This is a genomic window from Pseudomonas sp. UW4 (assembly GCF_000316175.1).
Lineage (GTDB): Bacteria > Pseudomonadota > Gammaproteobacteria > Pseudomonadales > Pseudomonadaceae > Aquipseudomonas > Aquipseudomonas laurylsulfatiphila.
The window spans coordinates 3,634,596-3,654,947 of record NC_019670.1 but is presented as its reverse complement, the minus strand read 5'-3'; the positions used below and the strand labels follow the sequence as shown (position 1 = coordinate 3,654,947).

The following is a 20,352-nucleotide window of genomic DNA, read 5'->3' as shown; positions in this document are numbered from 1 at the left end:
TCCGGTTTTGGGGCCGCTTCGCGACCCAACGGGGGCAAGCCCCCTCGCCACAAAAGCCCCCTCGCCACAGTTAATTCAGCAGCGGCTTAGGCGGTGGCCGCAGCCATCTGCTTTTTCGGTTGTTGCCAGGATTCGCTGGCGGTCTGGTCCATGGCTTCCTGGATCGCGCGTTTGCGGGTGGCTTCGGCACGGCGGCTGAAGTACCAGACCATGAAGGTCACGATCGACACGGCCAACAGGATCAGGCTGGCCACGGCGTTGATCTCGGGCTTGACCCCCAGACGTACCGCCGAGAACACTTCCATCGGCAGGGTCGTGGAACCCGGGCCGGAGACGAAGCTCGCCAGCACCAGGTCATCCAGCGACAGGGCGAACGACATCATGCCGCCGGCCGCCAGTGACGGCGCGATCATCGGGATGGTGATCAGGAAAAACACCTTGAACGGTTTCGCACCCAGGTCCATGGCCGCTTCCTCGATGGACAGGTCCAGCTCGCGAAGGCGGGCGGAGACTACCACCGCAACATAAGCGGCACAAAACGTGGTGTGGGCGATCCAGATCGTCACGATGCCGCGTTCCATCGGCCAGCCGATCAACTGCGCCATGGCCACGAACAGCAGCAACAGCGACAGACCGGTGATCACCTCAGGCATTACCAGCGGCGCGGTAACCAGGCCGCCGAACAGGGTGCGACCCTTGAAGCGGGTAACGCGGGTCAGCACGAACGCGGCCAACGTCCCGAGTGCCACTGCTGCGATGGCGGTGTAGCAGGCGATCTCCAGCGAGCGCACTACCGAACCCATCAGTTGCGAGTTGTCGAGCAAACCGGCGTACCACTTGAACGACCAGCCACCCCACACCGTCACCAGCTTCGAGGCGTTGAACGAGTAGATCACCAGGATCAGCATCGGCAGGTAGATAAACGACAGGCCGAAAATCAGCATGAACTTTGAAAATCCGAAGCGTTTCATCCCCGTGCCTCCATCTCTTTGGCCTGACTGCGGTTGAACAGCAGAATCGGCACAATCAGGATCAACAGCATCACCACCGCCAGGGCAGACGCCACCGGCCAGTCGCGGTTGTTGAAGAACTCTTGCCACAACACACGGCCGATCATCAGGGTTTCCGGACCGCCCAGCAGTTCCGGAATCACGAACTCACCGACCACCGGAATGAACACCAGCATGCAGCCGGCGATGATGCCGTTCTTGGCCAGCGGCACGGTGATTTTCCAGAAGCTGTTGAAGGTGCTCGAACCCAGGTCCGACGCGGCTTCCAGCAGGCTCTGGTCGTGCTTGACCAGGTTGGCGTACAGCGGCAGCACCATGAACGGCAGGTACGCATACACCACGCCGATGTAAACAGCCATGTTGGTGTTGAGGATCTCGATCGGCTGCGACGTCAGCCCGGTCCACATCAGGAACCCGTTGAGCAGGCCGTTGTTGCTCAGGATGCCCATCCACGCATACACGCGGATCAGGATCGCGGTCCAGGTCGGCATCATGATCAGCAGCATCAGCACGTTCTGCGCTTCCTTGCTGGCCTTGGTGATGGCGTAGGCCATCGGGAAACCGATCACCAGGCACATCAGGGTGCTCAACAGCGCGACCTTCAACGAGCCGAGATAAGCCGAGAGGTACAGCTCGTCCTGGCCCAGCAAGGTGTAGTTGCCGATGTTGAGCAACAGCTGGAATTTCTGCTCGGCGTAGGTGTAGATCTCCGAGTAGGGCGGAATGGCCAGGGCCGCTTCCGAGAAGCTGATCTTCATCACCAGGAAGAACGGCAGCATGAAGAACAGGAACAGCCAGATGAACGGAATCCCGATGACGAACTTGCGCCCGCTGGGGACCCACCTGAGGAATTGCTGATTGAAGGTTTTCATGCGCGCAGTACCACGCCGCTGTCGTCTTCCCACCACACGTAGACCTGATCGTCCCAGGTCGGACGTGCACCACGGCGTTCGGCGTTGGCCATGAACGACTGGACGATCTTGCCGCCAGGCAGCTCGACGTAGAACACCGAGTGCCCGCCGAGGTAGGCGATGTCATGCACCTTGCCGCTGGACCAGTTGTAGCGGTTGTCCGGCTTGACGGTGCTGACCAGCAGTTTTTCCGGGCGGATCGCGTAGGTGATCGACTTGTCCTGCACCGAGGTGCTGACGCCGTGACCGACGTAGATCTTTTGTTCCAGATCCGGGCTGTGGATGATCGCGTGACCTTCCAGGTCTTCAACCACGGTGCCGTCGAAGGCGTTCACGTTGCCGATGAATTCGCAGACCATGCGGCTGACCGGTGCTTCATAGATGTCGACCGGGCTGCCGATCTGGGCGATCCAGCCCAGGTGCATGATCGCGATGCGCTGGGCCATGGTCATGGCCTCTTCCTGGTCGTGGGTCACCATCACGCAGGTCACTCCCACGCGCTCGATGATCTCTACCAGCTCCAGCTGCATTTGCGAGCGCAGCTTTTTATCCAGGGCGCCCATCGGTTCGTCGAGCAGCAGCAGCTTCGGACGCTTGGCCAGGGAACGGGCCAGGGCCACGCGCTGACGCTGGCCTCCGGACAGTTGGTGCGGCTTGCGCTTGGCGTACTGGGTCATGTGTACCAGGCGCAGCATCTCCTGCACCCGGGCTTCGATCTCGGCCGCTGGCAAACGGTCCTGCTTGAGGCCGAAGGCGATGTTCTGCGCCACCGTCATGTGCGGGAACAGCGCGTAGGACTGGAACATCATGTTGATCGGTCGTTCGTACGGCGGCATGTCGGTGATGTCGACACCGTCGAGCAGAATCCGGCCTTCGGTCGGACGCTCGAAACCGGCGAGCATGCGCAGCAGGGTCGATTTGCCGGAGCCGGAACCGCCGAGCAGGGCGAAGATTTCACCCTGGTGGATTTCCAGGGACACATCGTCCACTGCGGTGGTTTCGTCGAATTTCTTGGTGACGCGATCGACTTTCACCAGGACCTTTTTCGGTGCCTGGTGACCTTCAATAGCCTTCCTGTAAATGCTGGAGGCGTTTGCCATGTGAAACTCCCAACAGGTTTCAGTCGCCAGGCCAACACGGCCCGGCTTAATAGTGGATTGCAAACCCGTATCGGGGACTTCGGTCAGAGCGCAGACCCTGTGGGAGCGAGCTTGCTCGCGATGAGGCAGCCACATTCAACATTGATGGTGACTGTTCTACCGCTATCGCGAGCAAGCTCGCTCCCACAGGGATTTGCGTTTGTTGATCGAACTCTCCCATACCGCTCCGGGTTAATTCGGCGCCGCCGTCCTGGCTGCCTGGTAGTACTTGTTGTTATTGCAGTGTGTTGTTTTCGCGAACGGGACGCGCAAAAGCGCCTGCCCGCTCGCGTTGGGCAGTCAATCGTTGAATGTGGGTATCAGTTCGTCAGCGCGAGTGACGCAGTGCCGCCCGTTGCCGGCAGGCTTCGCCGAACGCCTGGAAAATACTCAAGTAAGGCGGGTTGTTCAGGACCTGCCATTCGGGGTGCCATTGCACGCCAAGGGCGAAGGCCTTGCTGTGCTCGACCGAGATCGCTTCGATCAGGCCATCGGGTGCGACAGCTTCGGCGCGCAGGCCGGGCGCGAGGCGGTCGATGCCCTGGCTGTGAATCGAATTGACCTGGAACTCCGGTGGCAGGTCCAGGGCTTCGAACACACCGCCCGGCTGCACATTCACCGCATGGGCCGCAGCGTATTGCACAGCCAGGTCCGGGTGGTTGGCTTCACGGTGGTCGAGGAAGCCGGGAAGCTCATGGACTTTCTGATGCAGGCTGCCACCGAACGCCACGTTCATTTCCTGGAAGCCGCGGCAGATGCCGAGCACCGGAACGCCGGCAGCGATGGCTGCGCGGATCAGTGGCAGGGTGGTGCGGTCCCGTTGCGGATCGTGTTCCGTACCGGGGGCGCTGTCGGGGCCTTGATAGTGGAAGGGTTCCACGTTCGACGGCGAGCCGGTCAGCAACAGACCGTCGAGCTGCGGTAGCAGGTCATCGATTTCGGTCAGGTCGCCTAAGGAAGGAATAACGACAGGCAGCCCCAGCGCCGCAACGCTGACAGCACGCAAGTACTTGTCGCCGCTGATGTGGTAGGGGTGCAGGCCAATCTGTTTGACGCACGCAGTAACGCCGATCAATGGCTTGAATGCCATTTTTATCACCTCGAAGTTTCACACTTGAACGAGCTTTTCTGGAGCTTAGCCTTGTTGATTTTAATTAACAACTCCCATGTAAAAAATTCTAAACGCCGAACGTCCGATCTTCAGGATTTACGCGTGTTTGAGGGCGTATCTGGCACTCTCTTCCTTCTGAGAGGCCCGAAAATAAACGTTGAAAGGCCAGGTGTTCGCTATTGACTTCACTTTGCCTTTCGGATTGACTGGGCTCGTGAAAGGGCGGTGAACATAATAATTAACAGTAAAAAATAGGTGCATCATGTCGGTCCCTCTGCGTACCGTTCAACTCAACGAAGCAAACGCATTCCTTAAGAAATATCCTGAGGTTTTGTACGTCGACCTTCTGATTGCGGATATGAACGGTGTGGTGCGCGGCAAGCGCATCGAGCGCACCAGTCTTCATAAGGTTTACGAGAAAGGCATCAACCTACCGGCGTCTCTGTTTGCTCTGGACATCAATGGCTCCACGGTGGAAAGCACCGGCCTGGGTCTGGACATCGGCGACTCCGACCGGATCTGCTACCCAATCCCGGGCACCCTGAGCATCGAACCCTGGCAGAAGCGCCCGACTGCGCAACTGCTGATGACCATGCACGAACTCGAAGGCGAGCCATTCTTCGCCGACCCGCGTGAAGTGCTGGCCAATGTCGTGCGCAAGTTCGACGACATGGGCCTGACCATCTGCGCCGCGTTCGAACTGGAGTTCTACCTGATCGACCAGGACAACGTGAACGGTCGTCCGCAATCGCCGCGTTCGCCGGTTTCCGGCAAGCGTCCGATGTCGACCCAGGTGTACCTGATCGACGACCTCGACGAATACGTCGATTGCCTGCAAGACATTCTCGAAGGCGCGAAAGAGCAGGGCATCCCGGCTGACGCGATCGTCAAGGAAAGCGCCCCGGCGCAATTCGAAGTCAACCTGCATCACGTGGCTGATCCGATCAAGGCCTGCGACTACGCGGTCCTGCTCAAGCGTCTGGTGAAGAACATCGCCTACGACCACGAGATGGACACCACCTTCATGGCCAAGCCGTATCCGGGCCAGGCAGGTAACGGTCTGCACGTGCACATTTCGATTCTCGACAAAGAAGGCAACAACATCTTTGCCAGCGAGGATCCCGAGCAGAACGCCGCGCTGCGTCACGCGATCGGCGGTGTGCTCGAGACCCTGCCGGCGCAGATGGCGTTCCTCTGCCCGAACGTCAACTCGTACCGTCGTTTCGGCGCGCAGTTCTATGTGCCGAACTCGCCGAGCTGGGGCATCGACAACCGCACCGTGGCCGTGCGCGTACCGACCGGCTCAAAGGACGCCGTGCGCATCGAACACCGCGTGGCCGGTGCCGATGCCAACCCGTACCTGCTGATGGCTTCGGTGCTGGCCGGTATTCACCACGGCCTGACCAACCAGATCGAGCCGGGCGCCCCGGTGGAAGGCAACAGCTACGAGCAGAACGAGCAGAGCCTGCCGAACAACCTGCGCGACGCCCTGCGCGAGCTGGACGACAGCGAAGTCATGGCGCGCTACATCGACCCGATGTACATCGACGTGTTCGTGGCGTGCAAGGAAAGCGAGCTGGCCGAGTTCGAGAACTCCATCTCCGACCTTGAGTACAACTGGTACTTGCACACCGTTTAACGGCCTCGTGGATGGGTGGTGTACACAGAGTCTGTGACACCACCAGTCCCCTGTGGGAGCGAGCTTGCTCGCGATGAGGCCGTCACATTCAACATTAATAGTGACTGTTGCACCGCTATCGCGAGCAAGCTCGCTCCCACAGGTACTGCGGCAATCTGATCCATGACCGAATGGCATCAGTCCGACGATCACTTATCGAGTCACAACCATGACAAACACTCGCAGCGATTGGGAGCAACGCTTCCAGTCCCTCTCCATTGAAGGTCGCGCATTCATTGACGGCCAATACTGCGCGGCCGCCAGTGGCGCCACGTTCGAATGCTTAAGCCCCGTGGACGGCCGCTTCCTGGCGAACGTCGCCAGCACCGACGAAGCCGACGCCAATGCGGCAGTCGCCGTGGCGCGCCGCACCTTCGAATCCGGTGTGTGGGCCAACCTGGCCCCGGCCGAGCGCAAGCGCATCCTGATCCGTTTCGCCGACCTGATCCTGGCGAACCAGGAAGAACTGGCCCTGCTCGAAACCCTCGACATGGGCAAGCCGATCAGCGATTCCATGAGCATCGACATTCCGGCGACCGCCAACGCGATCCGCTGGACCGCCGAAGCCATCGACAAGATCTACGACGAAGTCGCCGCCACGCCCCACGATCAGTTGGGCCTGGTGACGCGCGAAGCGTCCGGCGTGGTCGCGGCCATCGTGCCGTGGAACTTCCCGCTGATCATGGCCAGCTGGAAGTTCGCCCCGGCCCTGGCGATGGGCAACTCGTTCATCCTCAAGCCTTCGGAAAAGTCGCCGCTGACCGCGATCCGCATTGCGCAGCTGGCACTCGATGCCGGCATCCCGAAAGGCGTGTTCAACGTCCTGCCGGGCTACGGCCACACCGTGGGCAAGGCGCTGGCATTGCACATGGATGTCGACGTGCTGGCCTTCACCGGCTCCACGGCGATTGCCAAGCAGCTGATGATCTACGCCGGGCAAAGCAACATGAAACGCGTCTGGGCCGAAGCCGGGGGCAAGAGCGCGAACGTGGTGTTCGCCGATGCACCGGATCTGCGCGCGGCAGCACAGGCAGCGGCCAGTGCCATCGCCTTCAACCAGGGCGAAGTCTGCACCGCCGGTTCGCGCCTGCTGGTGGAGCGTTCGATTCGCGAGCAGTTCATTCCATTGTTGGTGGAAGCCTTGCAAGCCTGGAAGCCGGGCCACGCGCTCGATCCTGCGACCACCGTTGGCGCGGTCGTCGACCAGCGTCAACTGGACAACGTGCTGCGCTACATCGGCATCGGCAAGGAGCAGGGCGCCGAACTGATCGCCGGCGGCAGCCGCACCCTCGAAGACACCGGTGGCCAGTACGTGCAGCCGACGATTTTCGACGGCGTGACCAACGCCATGACCATCGCCCGGGAAGAGATCTTCGGCCCGGTGCTGTCGGTCATCACCTTCGACACTGCTGAAGAAGCCCTGGCGATTGCCAACGACAGCATCTTCGGCCTGGCCGCCGGCGTCTGGACCCGCAACCTGAGCAAGGCCCACACCTTCGCCCGTGGCCTGCGTGCCGGCAGCGTCTGGGTCAACCAGTACGACGGCGGTGACATGACCGCGCCGTTCGGCGGGTACAAGCAGTCGGGTAACGGTCGGGACAAATCGCTGCACGCGTTCGACAAGTACACCGAGCTCAAAGCGACCTGGATCAAGCTCTAACAACAATAAAGCGGCGGTCGCCGGCAACCTGCGGCGGCCATCGGAGAAATTTATGAAACACAGCTCTAGCAATCAACAGCATGTAAACAGCTACTACGCCGCCACCCGCAACTTCACCGGCGATTTCCCGGTGCTGGAAGGGGCGGTGGACTGTGATGTCTGCGTGATCGGCGCCGGCTACACCGGCCTGTCCTCGGCGCTGTTCCTCGCCGAAGCGGGCTACAGCGTGACCGTGCTCGAAGCGGCCAAAGTCGGCTTCGGCGCCAGCGGTCGCAACGGCGGCCAACTGGTCAACTCCTACAGCCGCGACGTCGATGTCATCGAAGAGCGCTACGGCGACAAGACCGCCGAAGTGCTCGGCAGCATGATTTTCGAAGGCGCCGACATCATTCGTCAGCGCATACAGCACTACGACATCCAGTGCGATTACCGTCCCGGCGGCATCTTCGCGGCGATGAACAAGAAGCAACTCAAGGGCCTGGCCGAGCAGAAGAAAAGCTGGGAGCGCTACGGCAACAAGAACCTGACACTGCTTGGCGAAGCCGACATCAAGCGCGAAGTGGGTTCCGATGCCTACGTCGGCGGCCTGCTGGACATGCAGGGCGGCCACATTCACCCGCTGAACCTGGCCCTCGGCGAAGCCTCGGCGATCATCGGCCTGGGCGGCAAGATCTACGAGCAATCGGCGGCGGTGGAAATCACCTACGGCGAGCCGATCACCGTGCGCACTGCCAAGGGCGTGGTGAAGGCCAAGTACCTGCTGATCGCCGGTAACGCCTACCTGCCGCAGGGTCTGGACAACCGCGTGACCAGCAAGAGCATGCCGTGCGGTTCGCAGATCGTCGTCACCGAACCGTTGTCGGAAAAGCAGGCCCGCAGCCTGATCAAGAACAACTACTGCGTCGAAGACTGCAACTACCTGCTCGACTACTACCGCCTGACGGCGGACAACCGCCTGCTGTACGGCGGTGGCGTGGTCTACGGTGCGCGCGAACCGAACGACATCGAGCAACTGATCCGCCCGAAAATCCTCAAGACTTTCCCGCAATTGAAGGACGTGAAGATCGACTACCGCTGGACCGGCAACTTCCTGCTGACCATGTCTCGCATGCCGCAATTCGGCCGTATCGAGAAAAACGCCTACTACATGCAGGGCTACAGCGGCCACGGCGTGACCTGCTCGCACCTGGCCGGCAAACTGATCTCGGAAATGATCCGTGGCGACGCCGAACGTTTCGACGCGTTTGCCTCCTTGCCGCACATGCCAATGATCGGCGGGCGCACCTTCTCGGCACCACTGACCGCCCTGGGCGCCGTGTACTACTCGCTGCGCGACCGTTTCGGCATCTAAGCTTTACCTCGCCGGCGGCATCTCCCCAAAGGGTGCCGCCGGTTTTTTATCCGCCCCCCCCTGTGGGAGCGAGCCTGCTCGCGAAGAGGCCATATCAGCCAAAATAGATGTCGCCTGACACACCGCCTTCGCGAGCAGGCTCGCTCCCACAGATCGTTTTTTTCTGCCGTTTATCGAACCTGCTGAGCATTACCAACAAACGTGATTTAATAGCCGCCTTTCACGTTTCCGGGACCGGAAAACGGCGTGATCCGCGCCTGTACTCCACCCATCCATTATCCCTGTAGGAGCGAGCTTGCTCGCGAAAGCGGGTTGGCACATAAGGCTGTCATGGACACGGGCTCACGACTCAAATTAGTACGCGAAAGCTACAAACTGTCCCAGCGCGAGCTGGCCCGGCGTAGCGGCGTCACCAATGCAACCATCTCCCTGATCGAACAGAATCGGGTCAGTCCCTCCGTCAGCTCCCTGAAGAAACTGCTGGAGGGCATCCCCATGTCCCTGGCCGACTTCTTCACCTTCGATCAGCCACCCCGCGAACACCAGTACGTCTTCCGTGCCAACGAACAGCCCGACCTCGGCCGCCACGGCTTGCGCCTGCTGCTGATCGGCGCGTCCGTACCGAGCCGGCAGATGCGCCTGCTGCGCGAGCAATACGCACCGGGCGCAAGCTCCGGCGAAGAGCCGATCGTGCATTCCGAAGGCGAGGAGTGCGGGCTGGTGACACGGGGTACGGTTGAGTTGACCGTGGATGGCCAGGTGAGTGTGCTGAACGCCGGGGATGGTTATTACTTCCCGACGACCTTACCGCACAGGTTTCGCAATATCGGGGCGGATGAAGCGGAGATTATCAGCGCGAATACGCCGGCGAACTTCTGATTACGATGAGGCCTGATTCGGCTGCTGGCTGAAACAGCATAGACGTGGTTGATAAATAATCCGATGCCCAATCAGGCATCGGATTTTTTATGTGCCCAAAGATCACGCAATTAGGCTTGATTGAGCGTTTTGACGCCGCTCTTTCATGGCGTCACGGACCTGCACTGGTTGCGCAGGTCGTCGTTATGGATATTTTCGCAACCATTGCCACTTTGCTTGGCCCGGCAATAGTTACGCTGGTCATCGTCCTTGATATTTTCGCAACCACTGCCGCCTGTCTCCGCCCGGCAAGCATTTCTCATGTCGTCGTTTTTGATATTTTCGCACCCGTTACCCCTTTGCTTGGCCCGGCAATAATTACGTCGGTCATCGTCCTTGATATTTTCGCAACCACTGCCGCCTGTCTCTGCCCGGCAAGCATTTCTCATGTCGTCGTTTTTGATATTTTCGCATCCGTTGCCACTTTGCTGGGCCCTGCAATAGTTGCGCTGGTCATCGTCTTTGATGTTTTCGCACCCGGCATACGCGTACCCGCTCAGCATCAACAACATCGCAATGATTAGTCTCATTACACACTTCCTTGAGGGGCCAGGGAGTAGCCTGGCGCTGGTCGATCCAGAATGATTTGCTACTGCGCGCCATCATATTGACATCAGCTTGTAGGAAAGTTCCGAGACGGAAAAATTCGGCTCAAGAGGGCGCAAGGGATGAGGGCCGCTTCGCAGCCCGGCGGGAGCAAGCGCCCTCGCCAAAAAGGGGCAAGTCCTACAAGTTTTTCGGACGTCAAGATTGAACGTTCGTCGGATGGCGGGTTGCTACCATCGCAATTGCCTGCCGATATCAACACGGCTGCTAAGCTTGGTCGTTGCAGTGCCCGAGCGCCAATCCTGCTCACGCTGCGAGGGTAATCACGGAGTGCGACATCCATTCCTGTCGGCAACCTGCACGGAGGCAGGCGATGGTGATCATGAGCGTGGCCGATTCGACGGCGGCGGGGGTTCCCGAGCCGCTCGATCGGGAAGAAATCGAGCGGGTGCTGGCGCTGTTGCTGGTCAGCCCGCTGTTTGCCAAATCCAGGCGCATGGGCAGTCTGTTGCGCTTTCTGGTCGAGCACGACCTTCAGGCGTGCAAAACGCCGCTGACCGAACACGCCATCGGCATCGCGGTGTTTCGTCGTGACCCGGCAGTGTATTGCACCGGCGACGATCCGGTGGTGCGGGTGCAGGTGGGGCGCTTGCGGCGCAAGCTCGCAGCGCATTACGCCGGCAACGGCCAGCAGGACCCGGTGCACTTCAGCATTCCACCCGGGTGTTATCGCTTGAGCTATCAGCGGCTGCGGCCCAAGGGCGTCGGCACTCGCCATCCTGTGGTCCAGATCCAGCCGTTTACCTGCCTCACCCGCGATGGCAATGACTTTGCCCGGGGCTTGTGCGAGGAGTTGAGTTGCCGACTGTTCGAGTCGTTCGAGCAGGCGCAGACCCGGACCAATCATGTGTTGATGCGGGTGGCACGCAACAGCGAGCCGGTACCGGACTTCAAGCGTGGCGGGCGTTACAGCTATTGCCTGGAGGGCAGCGTGCGGGTCGAGCCTTCGCGGGTGCGCGCGTCATTGCGCCTGGTGGATGTGGCGCAGGGACGGATTCGCTGGTCGGCGCAGTTCGATCGTGACCGACCCTATGGCATCGCCACCCAGGAGGATCTCGCGCAGTCGATCTGTCGCTCGCTGACGGGCTACTTCGCCACGGCGGGTAAAGAGAAGTGAAAGGGCAACCGCAAGGTTGCCCCGGCATGACGGTTACACGGTTTTCCACTGACCGCCTTCGTAAAGGCGACCTGCGGTGTTATCGAACGTCAGGTCGATTTCGATCGCCTTGGAGCGTGAGGTACTGAACATGGTGCTGGTCTGTACGTTCTGTTCGAACCACACGAGGATGGTTTCCACCGGCGTCAGCACGGTTTCACCGGTGACCACCTGATCCACCGCAACGTAAATGGGCGTGCTGACCTGATTGCCATCAATGCCGGTAGAGAGCTGGTTGATACCCGGATGGATGGGGGCGTAGTCGTTTACAAAGGTCATGGAGATGCTCGGCCCCCCGGTAACCGCCGAACTCAGCAGACCGTGCTCATCGAGTGTCGATGTTTGCCCCAGGCCGATATTGACGATGTTGGTCGAGACTTTGACCTGCACATTTGCCTTGAACAGGTTGGACGCAAACAGCTGATATTGAGGCGTCCAGCTGAACTCATTGTTGCTCAGGTAAGCGTCATAGGACTGCCAGACCACGTTGTAGTCGGCGTCACCCACCTTCTTGGCAAAGCACAGCTTGTAGCCGGACTTCTTCAGCTGCGTCAGGTCGCCGGCGGCGATTTCGATGGTGACGGTTTTTTGCGAAGCTGCCAGGGCCGACCTCAGTACCCGGCCGTAATCCGACGCCTTCAGTTGCGTTGCACCCATGATCGACTTGACGGCTTCTTGCACATCATTGTGAAGCTGCTGGCTCTGTTGGCTGACAGCGATTGACTTGCTCATGGTTTCCCTCTTCCTTGGTGGTGTGTTGGGCAAACAATGGCTGCTGACGCTTGGCGCTGCAGTCCATTGACGGTGTCACTCTAGGGTCGAGGGGCAGGGCGGCTAAGTGTCTTGGTGTTACAAGCGGGTATCGGGGTTGTATCAGGGGCCGGGTCAGCGGGGCAGCCGATCGGCCGCCCCGCCTTGACCTCAGGCGGCCCGGGCATCGGCCCAGACGAAGTTCCAGCTGGTGCGTTTACCCTTGGCGATCTCGATCAGCTTGTTCTCGTACACCGTGTGATTGACCACGCCGGTGTAGGTCAGGGTGCGGGCGGCATTGGTCCCGGTGACCTCGCCCGGCGTGCCGCCTGACTCGACCATGGCTTTTTTCATGTCGGCATCCGACGGGGCGCTGCTCTGGTTTTTTTCCACTTTGACGAAACTCATGATTCACCTCTTCCGTGATGGGGGGATCGGTGCCGACGCGGGCCGACAAGTCGACGACCCTGTTCTACACCGACGGCCATACTCTATTGGCCCGTTCGGTGGCGCAGAAGTGACAACTGCGGCGCTGAGGTAACAGTCGGGAAACAGCGCCATGCATTGAAGTATCTGCGACGTATCAAGCGGGGACTCACATCGAAGAAGATTGCTTCTCGATAAACCCGCGAATCGCCGCAATCGTCTGCGTCGATGCTTCCTCCATCAGCCAATGCCCAGTTCCCGGAATCAGCACTTCCATGCGCCGGGGCGGGCGTCGAGTATGGCGTTCCGTGACCCGATGGAACCAACTCCGTCAATGGCGTCTCAAATTAAGGGAATATTCCCGCCACGAAGGAACGACTCATGATCAAGTCTCGATCGTTGATTGCAGCAATTACCTGTTTGGCCCTGGTCAGCGGCTCAGCGACTGCGCTGGCTGATCCAGGAAACGGCCAGGGCAACAACAAGGCCAACCATGGCAGCCAGGGCAACCAGGGCAACAAGAACAAGGGTTCCGGCGGCGGGGACTGGAGTCATGGTCCCAGCATCAATCGCAGCAGCGTGCTCGAGATCATTGGCGCAAGCACAGGCTACTGGAGCCCAGGGCCTGCCTTGCCACCGGGCATTCAGAAGAACCTTGCCCGAGGCAAGCCGCTTCCACCCGGCATTGCCAAAAAACTGGATGGCCGGCTGGTCGGCAGGTTGCCCCACTATGACGGTTACGAGTGGCAGCAAGTCGGCACGGATCTGATCCTGGTCGCGTTGGCCACCGGGCTCGTTTATGAAATTCTCAACGGTGTGTTCGATTGATGTGTAAAGGGGCTTCCAGCCGCCTGTCGTCGAGCTGGAACTGTTTGGGGGATATCGCGTCATACGTCACGCGATATCAACCACCTACGGAAGCAATCATGCTTTTCAAAAACAAGAGTCTCGTTGCTGTAATGTCATGCGCCATGATGCTTGCAGCCGCCCCTTTGCTGCCTGATGGCCTGTCGATCATGGGTTCCGCCTACGCGAAGGACGGCGGTGGCGGTGGCGGTGGAAACGGCGGCGGCGGTGGAAACGGCGGTGGTAATGGCGGCGGAAACGGTGGAGGCCACGGCGGCGGAAACGGTGGAGGCCACGGCGGCGGAAACGGCGCAGGCCACGGCGGCGGCATGGGTGGCGGACACGCCGGCACAGGCCACTCCGGCAGTAACGGCCGCGGCAACGGGCTGGACAGCGACCATGCCGGAAAATCCGTGCGCGACCATGGCCTGAGTGGCAACCACTACGGTAGTGAGCGCAACGATGACAACGGTCATGGCACCACGACCTCAGGCATCGCCCACTCCAAGGACACTCGCGGCCTCTCCAAGGCCAGGGCTATCTCGGCCTCGACGCCGGGTGAACACAATACCAAAGGCTTGAGTAAAGCCGGGATGTCGACCTCGAAGAAATCCCATTGAGTTCACAGCAGTAGCGAGCAGATTCAGAAAAGCCAAAAACCCGCTGAAAAGCGGGTTTTTTGCGTCTGGCATTTGATCGCCGGACATTGCGCAGCACGTTTTCCACCCTGCCTGTCATTGGTTTTCGGCACTGAAGCTGGCCGCACGCCGGGCCATGCACGGACAGAAAACGAGCCATCCGGACACATCGCGCAGCGATTTGCGTTTGCAGGCGATTTGTCATGTTCAGCGTCAATGCAATGTAGATATTGGTCAGCCCAACGTGATTCCAATGAGGCTGCACTGTGTTCCAACGACTTGTGTGTTCGCTGTCTGTTTTGAGCCTGTCCATCGCTGCCGCCCAGGCGGCCGAGACGGTCCCCCTCAACACGCCACGCCTGAAGAGCATCGACAATTTCCGCGATGTCGCCGGTCTCACCACGGCATACACCACAGCCAACGACGGCACGATGCGTGGCGGGGTGTTTTACCGCTCCAACGCGTTGACGCCATCGGCGGCGGACCTGGCGACCCTCAACGGCCTGGGCATCAAGGCGGTCTACGACCTGCGCACGCCCACCGAGATCGCCGCCACGCCCGACACAATGCTCACGGGCGCGACCTACAGCAACATCGACATCATCGGCGGCTCCACGTCTGGCGCGAACGTCACCAACATCGCGTTCCACAGCGCCGCCGAAGCCACCGCGATGATGCAGGACACCAACCGTGATTTCGTACGGAACGCGGGGATGCGCAGCGAGTTCAACCAGCTGTTCAATGAACTGGCCGCGGTCGACGGTGCCGCGCTGTTCCATTGCACCGCCGGCAAGGACCGCACGGGCTGGACCGCCGCTGTGCTGCAAAGCATCGCCGGGGTCGACGATGCCACCATCATGAGCAACTACCTGGCGACCAACGACTACACGGCCGCGCGTATCAGGGCGACCCTGGCGGCGTTGCCACCGAGCCTGGCGACCATCTATGGGCCGCTGATCGGTGTGGAGGCCAGTTACCTGCAAGCCGGGCTGGACCAGGTGACCGCGCAGTACGGCACCATGGACAACTACCTCAAGCAAGGCCTGGGCCTGTCCCAGGAAACCATCTACGTGCTGCGCGGCAAGATGGTGTTCTACAACAGCTTGCCTGGCGCAGCGGACCTGGCCGGCAACGCCGCGGCCGGCGCGCAGTTGTTGCAACAACTGCAGAACAGCAACCTGTCAGGCACCTACAGCGCCTACAACTACTACCTGCAATCGGCCATCGATGCGCACAGCCTCGGTGGCGTCGAGTCCACCGTTGGCGGCCAGGTGCATGCCGACGCTGCCAGCTACCTGCTGCGCCAGGGCGCGATGATCGATCAGGCCGCTGCGCCCTACACCAGTGGTACCGACCTCAAGACCGGGCAATATCGCCTGTGGAGCACCGCCCTGGCGGGGTATCTGGGTACCGACGGCTCCTCTCAGGCCTCCAGCAGCAACGAGCATAGCCAGGGCATGATGATTGGCCTGACCCAGCGCTTTTCCGAACAGCTCAGCGCCCATGCCGGCTTCGGCTACAGCCGCGGCAATGTCGGTGGCGCCGGTGGCGAGGCCGATACCGACCTGACCTTCTTCAGCGTCGGTGCCCGCTTTGCACCGAACGGTCTGGAGCGCGGCCTGTTTGTGGATGCCGATGCCAGCGCCGGTTATCTCGATTACGAGAGCAAGCGAGAGCTCGGCGGCGGCCTGGGCACGGCCAAGGGCGACAGCCATGGCAACCTCACCGGTGCGACCCTGGCCGTGGGCTACCGGGTTCCGGTGAACGGCGTGACCCTCGAGCCAAGCCTCGGTGTGCGGATCAGCCACGTCAATCTGTCGGGCTTCCAGGAAAAAGGCAGCGAGCTGGCGCTGGACGTCGATGGCTTCCACGAGACCCGCAAGAGCGCGGTGGCCAACCTCAACGCATCCTTTGCACCGGTCAGCCTGGGCGCCTGGCAACTGGTGCCGGGGGTGCAAGTGGGCTACGAGCACGTGCTGGGCGACCCTGAAGTCGACAGCGAAGGGCACCTGCTGGGCCTGGACATCGAGCAGCAAGCCGCCTTCGACAACCGTGACCAGTTCACCGGTGGCGTCAACGTCATGGCCAACCTTGGGCCGTGGAGCGTGGGGGCAGAAATCGGCGCCAGCGGTGGCGGCGATAGCCACGGCTTCAATGGCGGGCTGAAGGCCAGCTATCTGTTCTGACGATCAGTCAAGGCAAGCTGTGGGAGATGGCCTGCGATAGTGATCTGACAGGCACATTGGTATTGAGTCTTGCGGCCCCTTCGCGGGCAAGCCCGCTCCCACAGGTTGTGTGTCGTGCCCGGATCATGTGGCAAGCACAAAACATTGTGGGAGCGGGCTTGCCCGCGAAGAGGCCATGTCAGTCGACAGGGATGTTGAATGTCACTCCGCCTTCGCGAGCGCTCCCGCTAATCCCTCAATGGGTCGCCATCGGCCGCGTTCGCACACCCTTCCTCACGTCTGCAGGACTGATGCCGTAGGCGCTCTGGAAATACTGGCAAAACCGCCCGACGTTGCTGAAGCCGTATTGCAAGGCCACGTCTGTCACCGATGGCGCCGCCCCTTGGGACAGCGCGGCAAAGGCGCGCTCCAGGCGTACCTGGCGCTGATAGGCAACGATCGAAGTACCCATGAAACGCTGAAAACCCTCCTGCAAGGCGCGCAGGCTGACATGGGTCAGTTGCGCCAGCTCCGTGCCACTGGCCAGGTGCTCGGGGTGCGCCTGGATGTACTCGACGGCCAGCTTCACATGCCGCGGCGCTATCAGGGGAGAGGGGCGCCGGAGGGCTTCGGTGAAGTTGTGCGGCCAGGTTTCGAGCACCGCATCGACCAGCATTTCGCGAAGACGCGAAGGCATCAGCGAACCGCTGTTGATCAGCAGGTCGAACTCGCTGCCCGTGGCCAGTTCGATCAATGCCCGGATGCCTTGCAAGGCCGATGCCTTCAGATCCACCACCGGTTCGAACTGCACCTTTTGCAGAATGGGTTTGCCCAGCAGTGTCGACAGGCGCTCGGTGATCAGCCGACGGCTGATCGAAATCCCGTGCTGTGCGTGGTTATCGACAAAGCGCGCCGAGCGGACCTCGGCCTTGTCGATCGCCAGGCCGATCTGTGCGAAACCTACGGACTCGGTGACGTGGTTGAAGATGATCTTGCCGGCGGTAGGAATGACGAAAGTGATTTCATCAAGGGGCGCGGGAAAGTCCACCGTGAAGTCGCCGCGATAGTGCATGCGCCGAAAACTGACACCTTCGTGCCGGCCGTAGACCCCGCCGATGATGATGTTCTTCTGCGGCGGCGCAGAGTCGGCATACAGGTTGCCGAACAGGTTCGAGAACAACGCGCCGAAGTCGTCGCAGCTCATGTCGTTGGACCTGATGATGATTTGCTTGCGCGTCGTGCTTGCGTACACCTGAAGTGTCACCTTGAGCGGAGGGGCAAAGCCCTGGTACAGGGAACTGGCGATCGGAGATCGAGCGGATGCGGTTCGGGAAAGCGTCAGGACGTTATCAGTGAGTAATGACAGGTTTGTTACCGCTTGTTGCTGCTGTCGTTTCCGGCCCCCGTTTCCGTTCACCCGACGCCACCGCTCGCACCGGACAACCGGTGGTACGAGCGGTACCGGGGCGTGGGCTGGCCTGCACTGGCCAGGGCTATTTCACCGGCTCTGTCGCCTTGATGTCCCCGCAAAAGATATCGACGTTGCCATCGGTCGCAGCCGTTCGCACGACCACCGAATACTTGCCGTCAAGCAAGGTCTGCAACGGCACGGGCGCGGTCCTGGTAAAAGACCAGCCGCGTATGGGTTGGCGTTCGGTGTTGACGGTGTCGTTCATCGCGTAGGCGACTGATCCGGGTTGCTCGCAGGTGCCGTTATTGATGAACGAGTAAAGGCGCAGGGGCAGGGTGACCCCGCTTGGAGCACCGCTGATGAAGAAACTGAGCCCGGTTTTCTTGTCCCAGTCGGTCAAGGTGACGGTGCCGATCTGACCGGCGTTTTGCCGGGTGGCGACCAGGTTGAGGTTCACGCCGTGGTGCGAGGAAGTGGCGCAGCCGAAAAGGCTTGCCGCCACCATGAGTGCTGCCAGAGAGGTCTTGAGCTTCATTGCCAAACTCCTGAGTTGAAGAACTGCAATGGGGGAATTAGCGGGTATAGCTCAATAATCGCTTTCATGGCGTCGTCCATATAAGGCTTTCCATTTTTGCGCGCAGATGGTGGGGCGTCTGTCTCCTTCTCCAGCCATGTGGCGGCGTAGCCGTGCAAACCGGCTACATTTGTAGTCGAGCCTGCTTGGATTGCCTGCGGGCACGCGCACTTTGAAGCCGATGAGGTTTGCAGTGGTTACGCGTGCAGTTAACGGATTGTGCGGTCAGTTGAGCCCACTCATCATCCGCATGGACGATTTGCGACTGGAGTGACTGATGAATCAACTTGGCAGCGATCCGCAAGGGCGCAACCCTGGCACTCCACAGCGGGGTACCTTGCGCAGCCTGTTGATCCCGCAGTGGCTCGGCAGTTATCGGCCGGACTGGCTACGGGGCGATGTGGTCGCCGGGCTGACGGCAGCGGCCGTGGTCATTCCCAAGGCGCTGGCGTACGCCACGATTGCCGGCCTGCCGGTGCAGGTCGGGCTGTACACGGTGCTGGTGCCGATGGTGATCTATGCCGTGCTCGGCACGTCGCGTCCGCTCAGTGTCAGCACCACGACCACCCTGGCCATTCTCGCCGGCTCCGCGCTGGGCCAGATCAGCCCCGATGGCGATGCGGCGACCCTGCTCGCGGGTTCCGCCACGCTGGCCCTGATGGTGGGCGCGATCCTGATCGTCGCGGGGGTGCTGCGCCTGGGTTTCGTCGCCAATTTCATTTCCGAACCGGTGCTGGTGGGTTTCAAGGCCGGCATCGGCGTGGTCATCGTGCTCGACCAGCTACCCAAGCTGCTGGGCACCCACATCGACAAAGGTGGTTTCCTGCACAACCTGGTGGCTACGGTTCAGAGCATCCCTCATGTCTCGCTGCCGACCGCGGCGGTCGGGGTGTTCATGATACTGCTGCTGGTCGGCATGAAGCGCTTTACGCCGCGACTGCCCGCACCCTTGATTGCGGTGGCGCTGGGCATCCTCGGCATGAGCCTGTTTGGCCTGGATAGTTTTGGTGTGTCTGCCGTCGGCGTGGTGCCGATCGGGTTGCCGGCGACGACCCTGCCGCTATGGTCGTTGGCCGAAACCCTGTGGCCTTCGGCGATGGGTATCGCGCTGATGAGTTTCACCGAAACCATCGCCGCGGGACGCGCTTTCGCCCGCAGTGACGAGCCTGCACCACAACCGAATCGGGAGCTGCTGGCCACTGGCGTTGCCAACATAGGCGGTGCGTTTCTCGGGGCCATGGTCGCGGGTGGCGGGACCACGCAAACGGCGGTCAACCGCCTGGCCGGTGCCCGCTCGCAACTGGCCGCACTGATTACCGCAGCACTGGCATTGGGCACTTGCCTGCTGCTGGCACCGCTCATTGGCCTGATGCCCAATGCCACGCTCGCCGCCGTGGTGATCGTGTATTCGGTGGGCTTGATCGAGCCGTCGGAGTTTCGCGAGATCCTGTCGGTTCGCCGTACCGAATTCGTCTGGGCCGTGGTGGCCATGATCGGCGTGATGCTGCTGGGCACGCTGCAAGGGATCGTCGTGGCGATCATCGTCTCGTTGCTGGCCCTGGCCTATCAGCTCTCGGACCCGCCCGTGCATGTCCTGGCACGCAAGCCCGGCACCAACGTCTATCGCCCGCAGGCCACCGGCAACGCAGATGACGAACAGTTTGACGGGCTGCTGTTGCTCAGGCCCGAGGGGCGGGTGTTCTTCGCCAATGCCGAGCGCATCTCCGAGAAAATCCGGCCGCTGATCGATGCGGCGACACCCAGGGTCGTGGTCCTGGACCTGCGCAGCGTGTTCGACCTGGAATACACGGCCCTGAAAATGCTCACCAGCGCCGAGCAGCACATGAGCGAGAAAGGCATTTCACTGTGGCTGGTAGGTATGAGCCCCAGCGTATGGGACATGGTCATCAAGGCACCCTTGGGCCATACGTTGGGCGAGGCACGCATGTTCCTGAACCTGGAACTGGCGGTTGAACATTACCAGCGCAGTCGGCGCTGAATG

18 protein-coding genes are annotated in these 20,352 nt (G+C 60.9%); 9 read left to right on the top strand and 9 right to left on the bottom strand.

Translation table 11 applies throughout. The features are described from left to right. Positions 1 to 86 precede the first annotated feature (86 nt). The 4 genes from PPUTUW4_RS15800 to PPUTUW4_RS15785 form a co-directional block, all read right to left on the bottom strand. Positions 87 to 971: an ABC transporter permease subunit gene (locus PPUTUW4_RS15800; RefSeq protein WP_015095584.1), complete on the bottom strand. Its 885-nt coding sequence runs from the start codon at positions 969 to 971 to the stop codon at positions 87 to 89. Beyond that, positions 968 to 1,882, bottom strand: a complete 915-nt coding sequence (locus PPUTUW4_RS15795) for an ABC transporter permease subunit (protein WP_015095583.1) — start codon at positions 1,880 to 1,882, stop codon at positions 968 to 970. Before PPUTUW4_RS15795 ends, PPUTUW4_RS15800 begins: the two co-directional genes overlap by 4 nt. Next, entirely contained in the window at positions 1,879 to 3,021 is a 1,143-nt protein-coding gene (potA, locus tag PPUTUW4_RS15790; RefSeq protein WP_007982155.1) for a polyamine ABC transporter ATP-binding protein, read from the bottom strand. Before potA ends, PPUTUW4_RS15795 begins: the two co-directional genes overlap by 4 nt. A gap of 367 nt (positions 3,022 to 3,388) precedes the next feature. Further along, positions 3,389 to 4,150, bottom strand: a complete 762-nt coding sequence (locus tag PPUTUW4_RS15785; RefSeq protein WP_015095582.1) for a gamma-glutamyl-gamma-aminobutyrate hydrolase family protein — start codon at positions 4,148 to 4,150, stop codon at positions 3,389 to 3,391. A gap of 283 nt (positions 4,151 to 4,433) precedes the next feature. Between PPUTUW4_RS15785 and PPUTUW4_RS15780 the strand changes: the two genes are divergently transcribed. The 4 genes from PPUTUW4_RS15780 to PPUTUW4_RS15765 all read left to right on the top strand — a co-directional run bounded on the left by PPUTUW4_RS15780 (position 4,434) and on the right by PPUTUW4_RS15765 (position 9,739). Further along, complete coding sequence (locus PPUTUW4_RS15780; protein WP_015095581.1) at positions 4,434 to 5,810, top strand: glutamine synthetase family protein; 1,377 nt, start codon at positions 4,434 to 4,436, stop codon at positions 5,808 to 5,810. A 208-nt stretch (positions 5,811 to 6,018) separates the two neighbouring features. After that, a complete protein-coding gene (locus PPUTUW4_RS15775) occupies positions 6,019 to 7,509 on the top strand; it encodes an aldehyde dehydrogenase (RefSeq protein ID WP_015095580.1) in 1,491 nt (496 codons plus the stop codon). Between the two features lie 52 nt (positions 7,510 to 7,561). Continuing rightward, a complete protein-coding gene (locus PPUTUW4_RS15770) occupies positions 7,562 to 8,860 on the top strand; it encodes an FAD-binding oxidoreductase (protein WP_015095579.1) in 1,299 nt (432 codons plus the stop codon). 330 nt (positions 8,861 to 9,190) lie between these two features. Beyond that, positions 9,191 to 9,739, top strand: coding sequence for a cupin domain-containing protein (locus PPUTUW4_RS15765; RefSeq protein ID WP_007975263.1), 549 nt, complete (start codon positions 9,191 to 9,193; stop codon positions 9,737 to 9,739). 143 nt (positions 9,740 to 9,882) lie between these two features. On the opposite strand, the gene PPUTUW4_RS30295 is transcribed toward PPUTUW4_RS15765, so the two are convergent. Continuing rightward, complete coding sequence (locus PPUTUW4_RS30295; protein WP_015095578.1) at positions 9,883 to 10,308, bottom strand: hypothetical protein; 426 nt, start codon at positions 10,306 to 10,308, stop codon at positions 9,883 to 9,885. A gap of 389 nt (positions 10,309 to 10,697) precedes the next feature. Here PPUTUW4_RS30295 and PPUTUW4_RS15755 point away from each other — a divergent pair, with 389 nt between their 5' ends. Next, positions 10,698 to 11,501, top strand: coding sequence for a hypothetical protein (locus PPUTUW4_RS15755; RefSeq protein WP_015095577.1), 804 nt, complete (start codon positions 10,698 to 10,700; stop codon positions 11,499 to 11,501). Between the two features lie 33 nt (positions 11,502 to 11,534). Here PPUTUW4_RS15755 and PPUTUW4_RS15750 read toward each other — a convergent pair whose 3' ends face one another. Further along, positions 11,535 to 12,272: a hypothetical protein gene (locus PPUTUW4_RS15750; RefSeq protein ID WP_015095576.1), complete on the bottom strand. Its 738-nt coding sequence runs from the start codon at positions 12,270 to 12,272 to the stop codon at positions 11,535 to 11,537. Positions 12,273 to 12,461: 189 nt separating this feature from the next. Next, complete coding sequence (locus PPUTUW4_RS15745) at positions 12,462 to 12,698, bottom strand: hypothetical protein (protein ID WP_015095575.1); 237 nt, start codon at positions 12,696 to 12,698, stop codon at positions 12,462 to 12,464. Between the two features lie 399 nt (positions 12,699 to 13,097). Between PPUTUW4_RS15745 and PPUTUW4_RS15740 the strand changes: the two genes are divergently transcribed. From PPUTUW4_RS15740 to PPUTUW4_RS15730, 3 genes are all read left to right on the top strand, one after another. Next, complete coding sequence (locus PPUTUW4_RS15740) at positions 13,098 to 13,544, top strand: anti-virulence regulator CigR family protein (RefSeq protein WP_015095574.1); 447 nt, start codon at positions 13,098 to 13,100, stop codon at positions 13,542 to 13,544. Positions 13,545 to 13,642: 98 nt separating this feature from the next. Beyond that, positions 13,643 to 14,182 (top strand): hypothetical protein, encoded by a 540-nt coding sequence (locus PPUTUW4_RS29980; RefSeq protein ID WP_015095573.1) that lies wholly within the window; start codon positions 13,643 to 13,645, stop codon positions 14,180 to 14,182. Positions 14,183 to 14,466: 284 nt separating this feature from the next. Next, positions 14,467 to 16,386, top strand: a complete 1,920-nt coding sequence (locus PPUTUW4_RS15730) for a tyrosine-protein phosphatase (protein WP_015095572.1) — start codon at positions 14,467 to 14,469, stop codon at positions 16,384 to 16,386. Between the two features lie 235 nt (positions 16,387 to 16,621). On the opposite strand, the gene PPUTUW4_RS15725 is transcribed toward PPUTUW4_RS15730, so the two are convergent. Together PPUTUW4_RS15725 and PPUTUW4_RS15720 are read right to left on the bottom strand one after the other, a co-directional pair. Beyond that, entirely contained in the window at positions 16,622 to 17,569 is a 948-nt protein-coding gene (locus PPUTUW4_RS15725) for an AraC family transcriptional regulator (RefSeq protein ID WP_177325099.1), read from the bottom strand. Positions 17,570 to 17,858: 289 nt separating this feature from the next. Next, positions 17,859 to 18,311 carry a hypothetical protein gene (locus PPUTUW4_RS15720; RefSeq protein ID WP_015095570.1) on the bottom strand — a complete coding sequence of 151 codons (453 nt, stop codon included), beginning with the start codon at positions 18,309 to 18,311 and terminating at the stop codon, positions 17,859 to 17,861. A gap of 316 nt (positions 18,312 to 18,627) precedes the next feature. Here PPUTUW4_RS15720 and PPUTUW4_RS15715 point away from each other — a divergent pair, with 316 nt between their 5' ends. Beyond that, positions 18,628 to 20,349 (top strand): SulP family inorganic anion transporter, encoded by a 1,722-nt coding sequence (locus PPUTUW4_RS15715; protein WP_015095569.1) that lies wholly within the window; start codon positions 18,628 to 18,630, stop codon positions 20,347 to 20,349. The last annotated feature ends 3 nt before the right edge of the window (positions 20,350 to 20,352 follow it).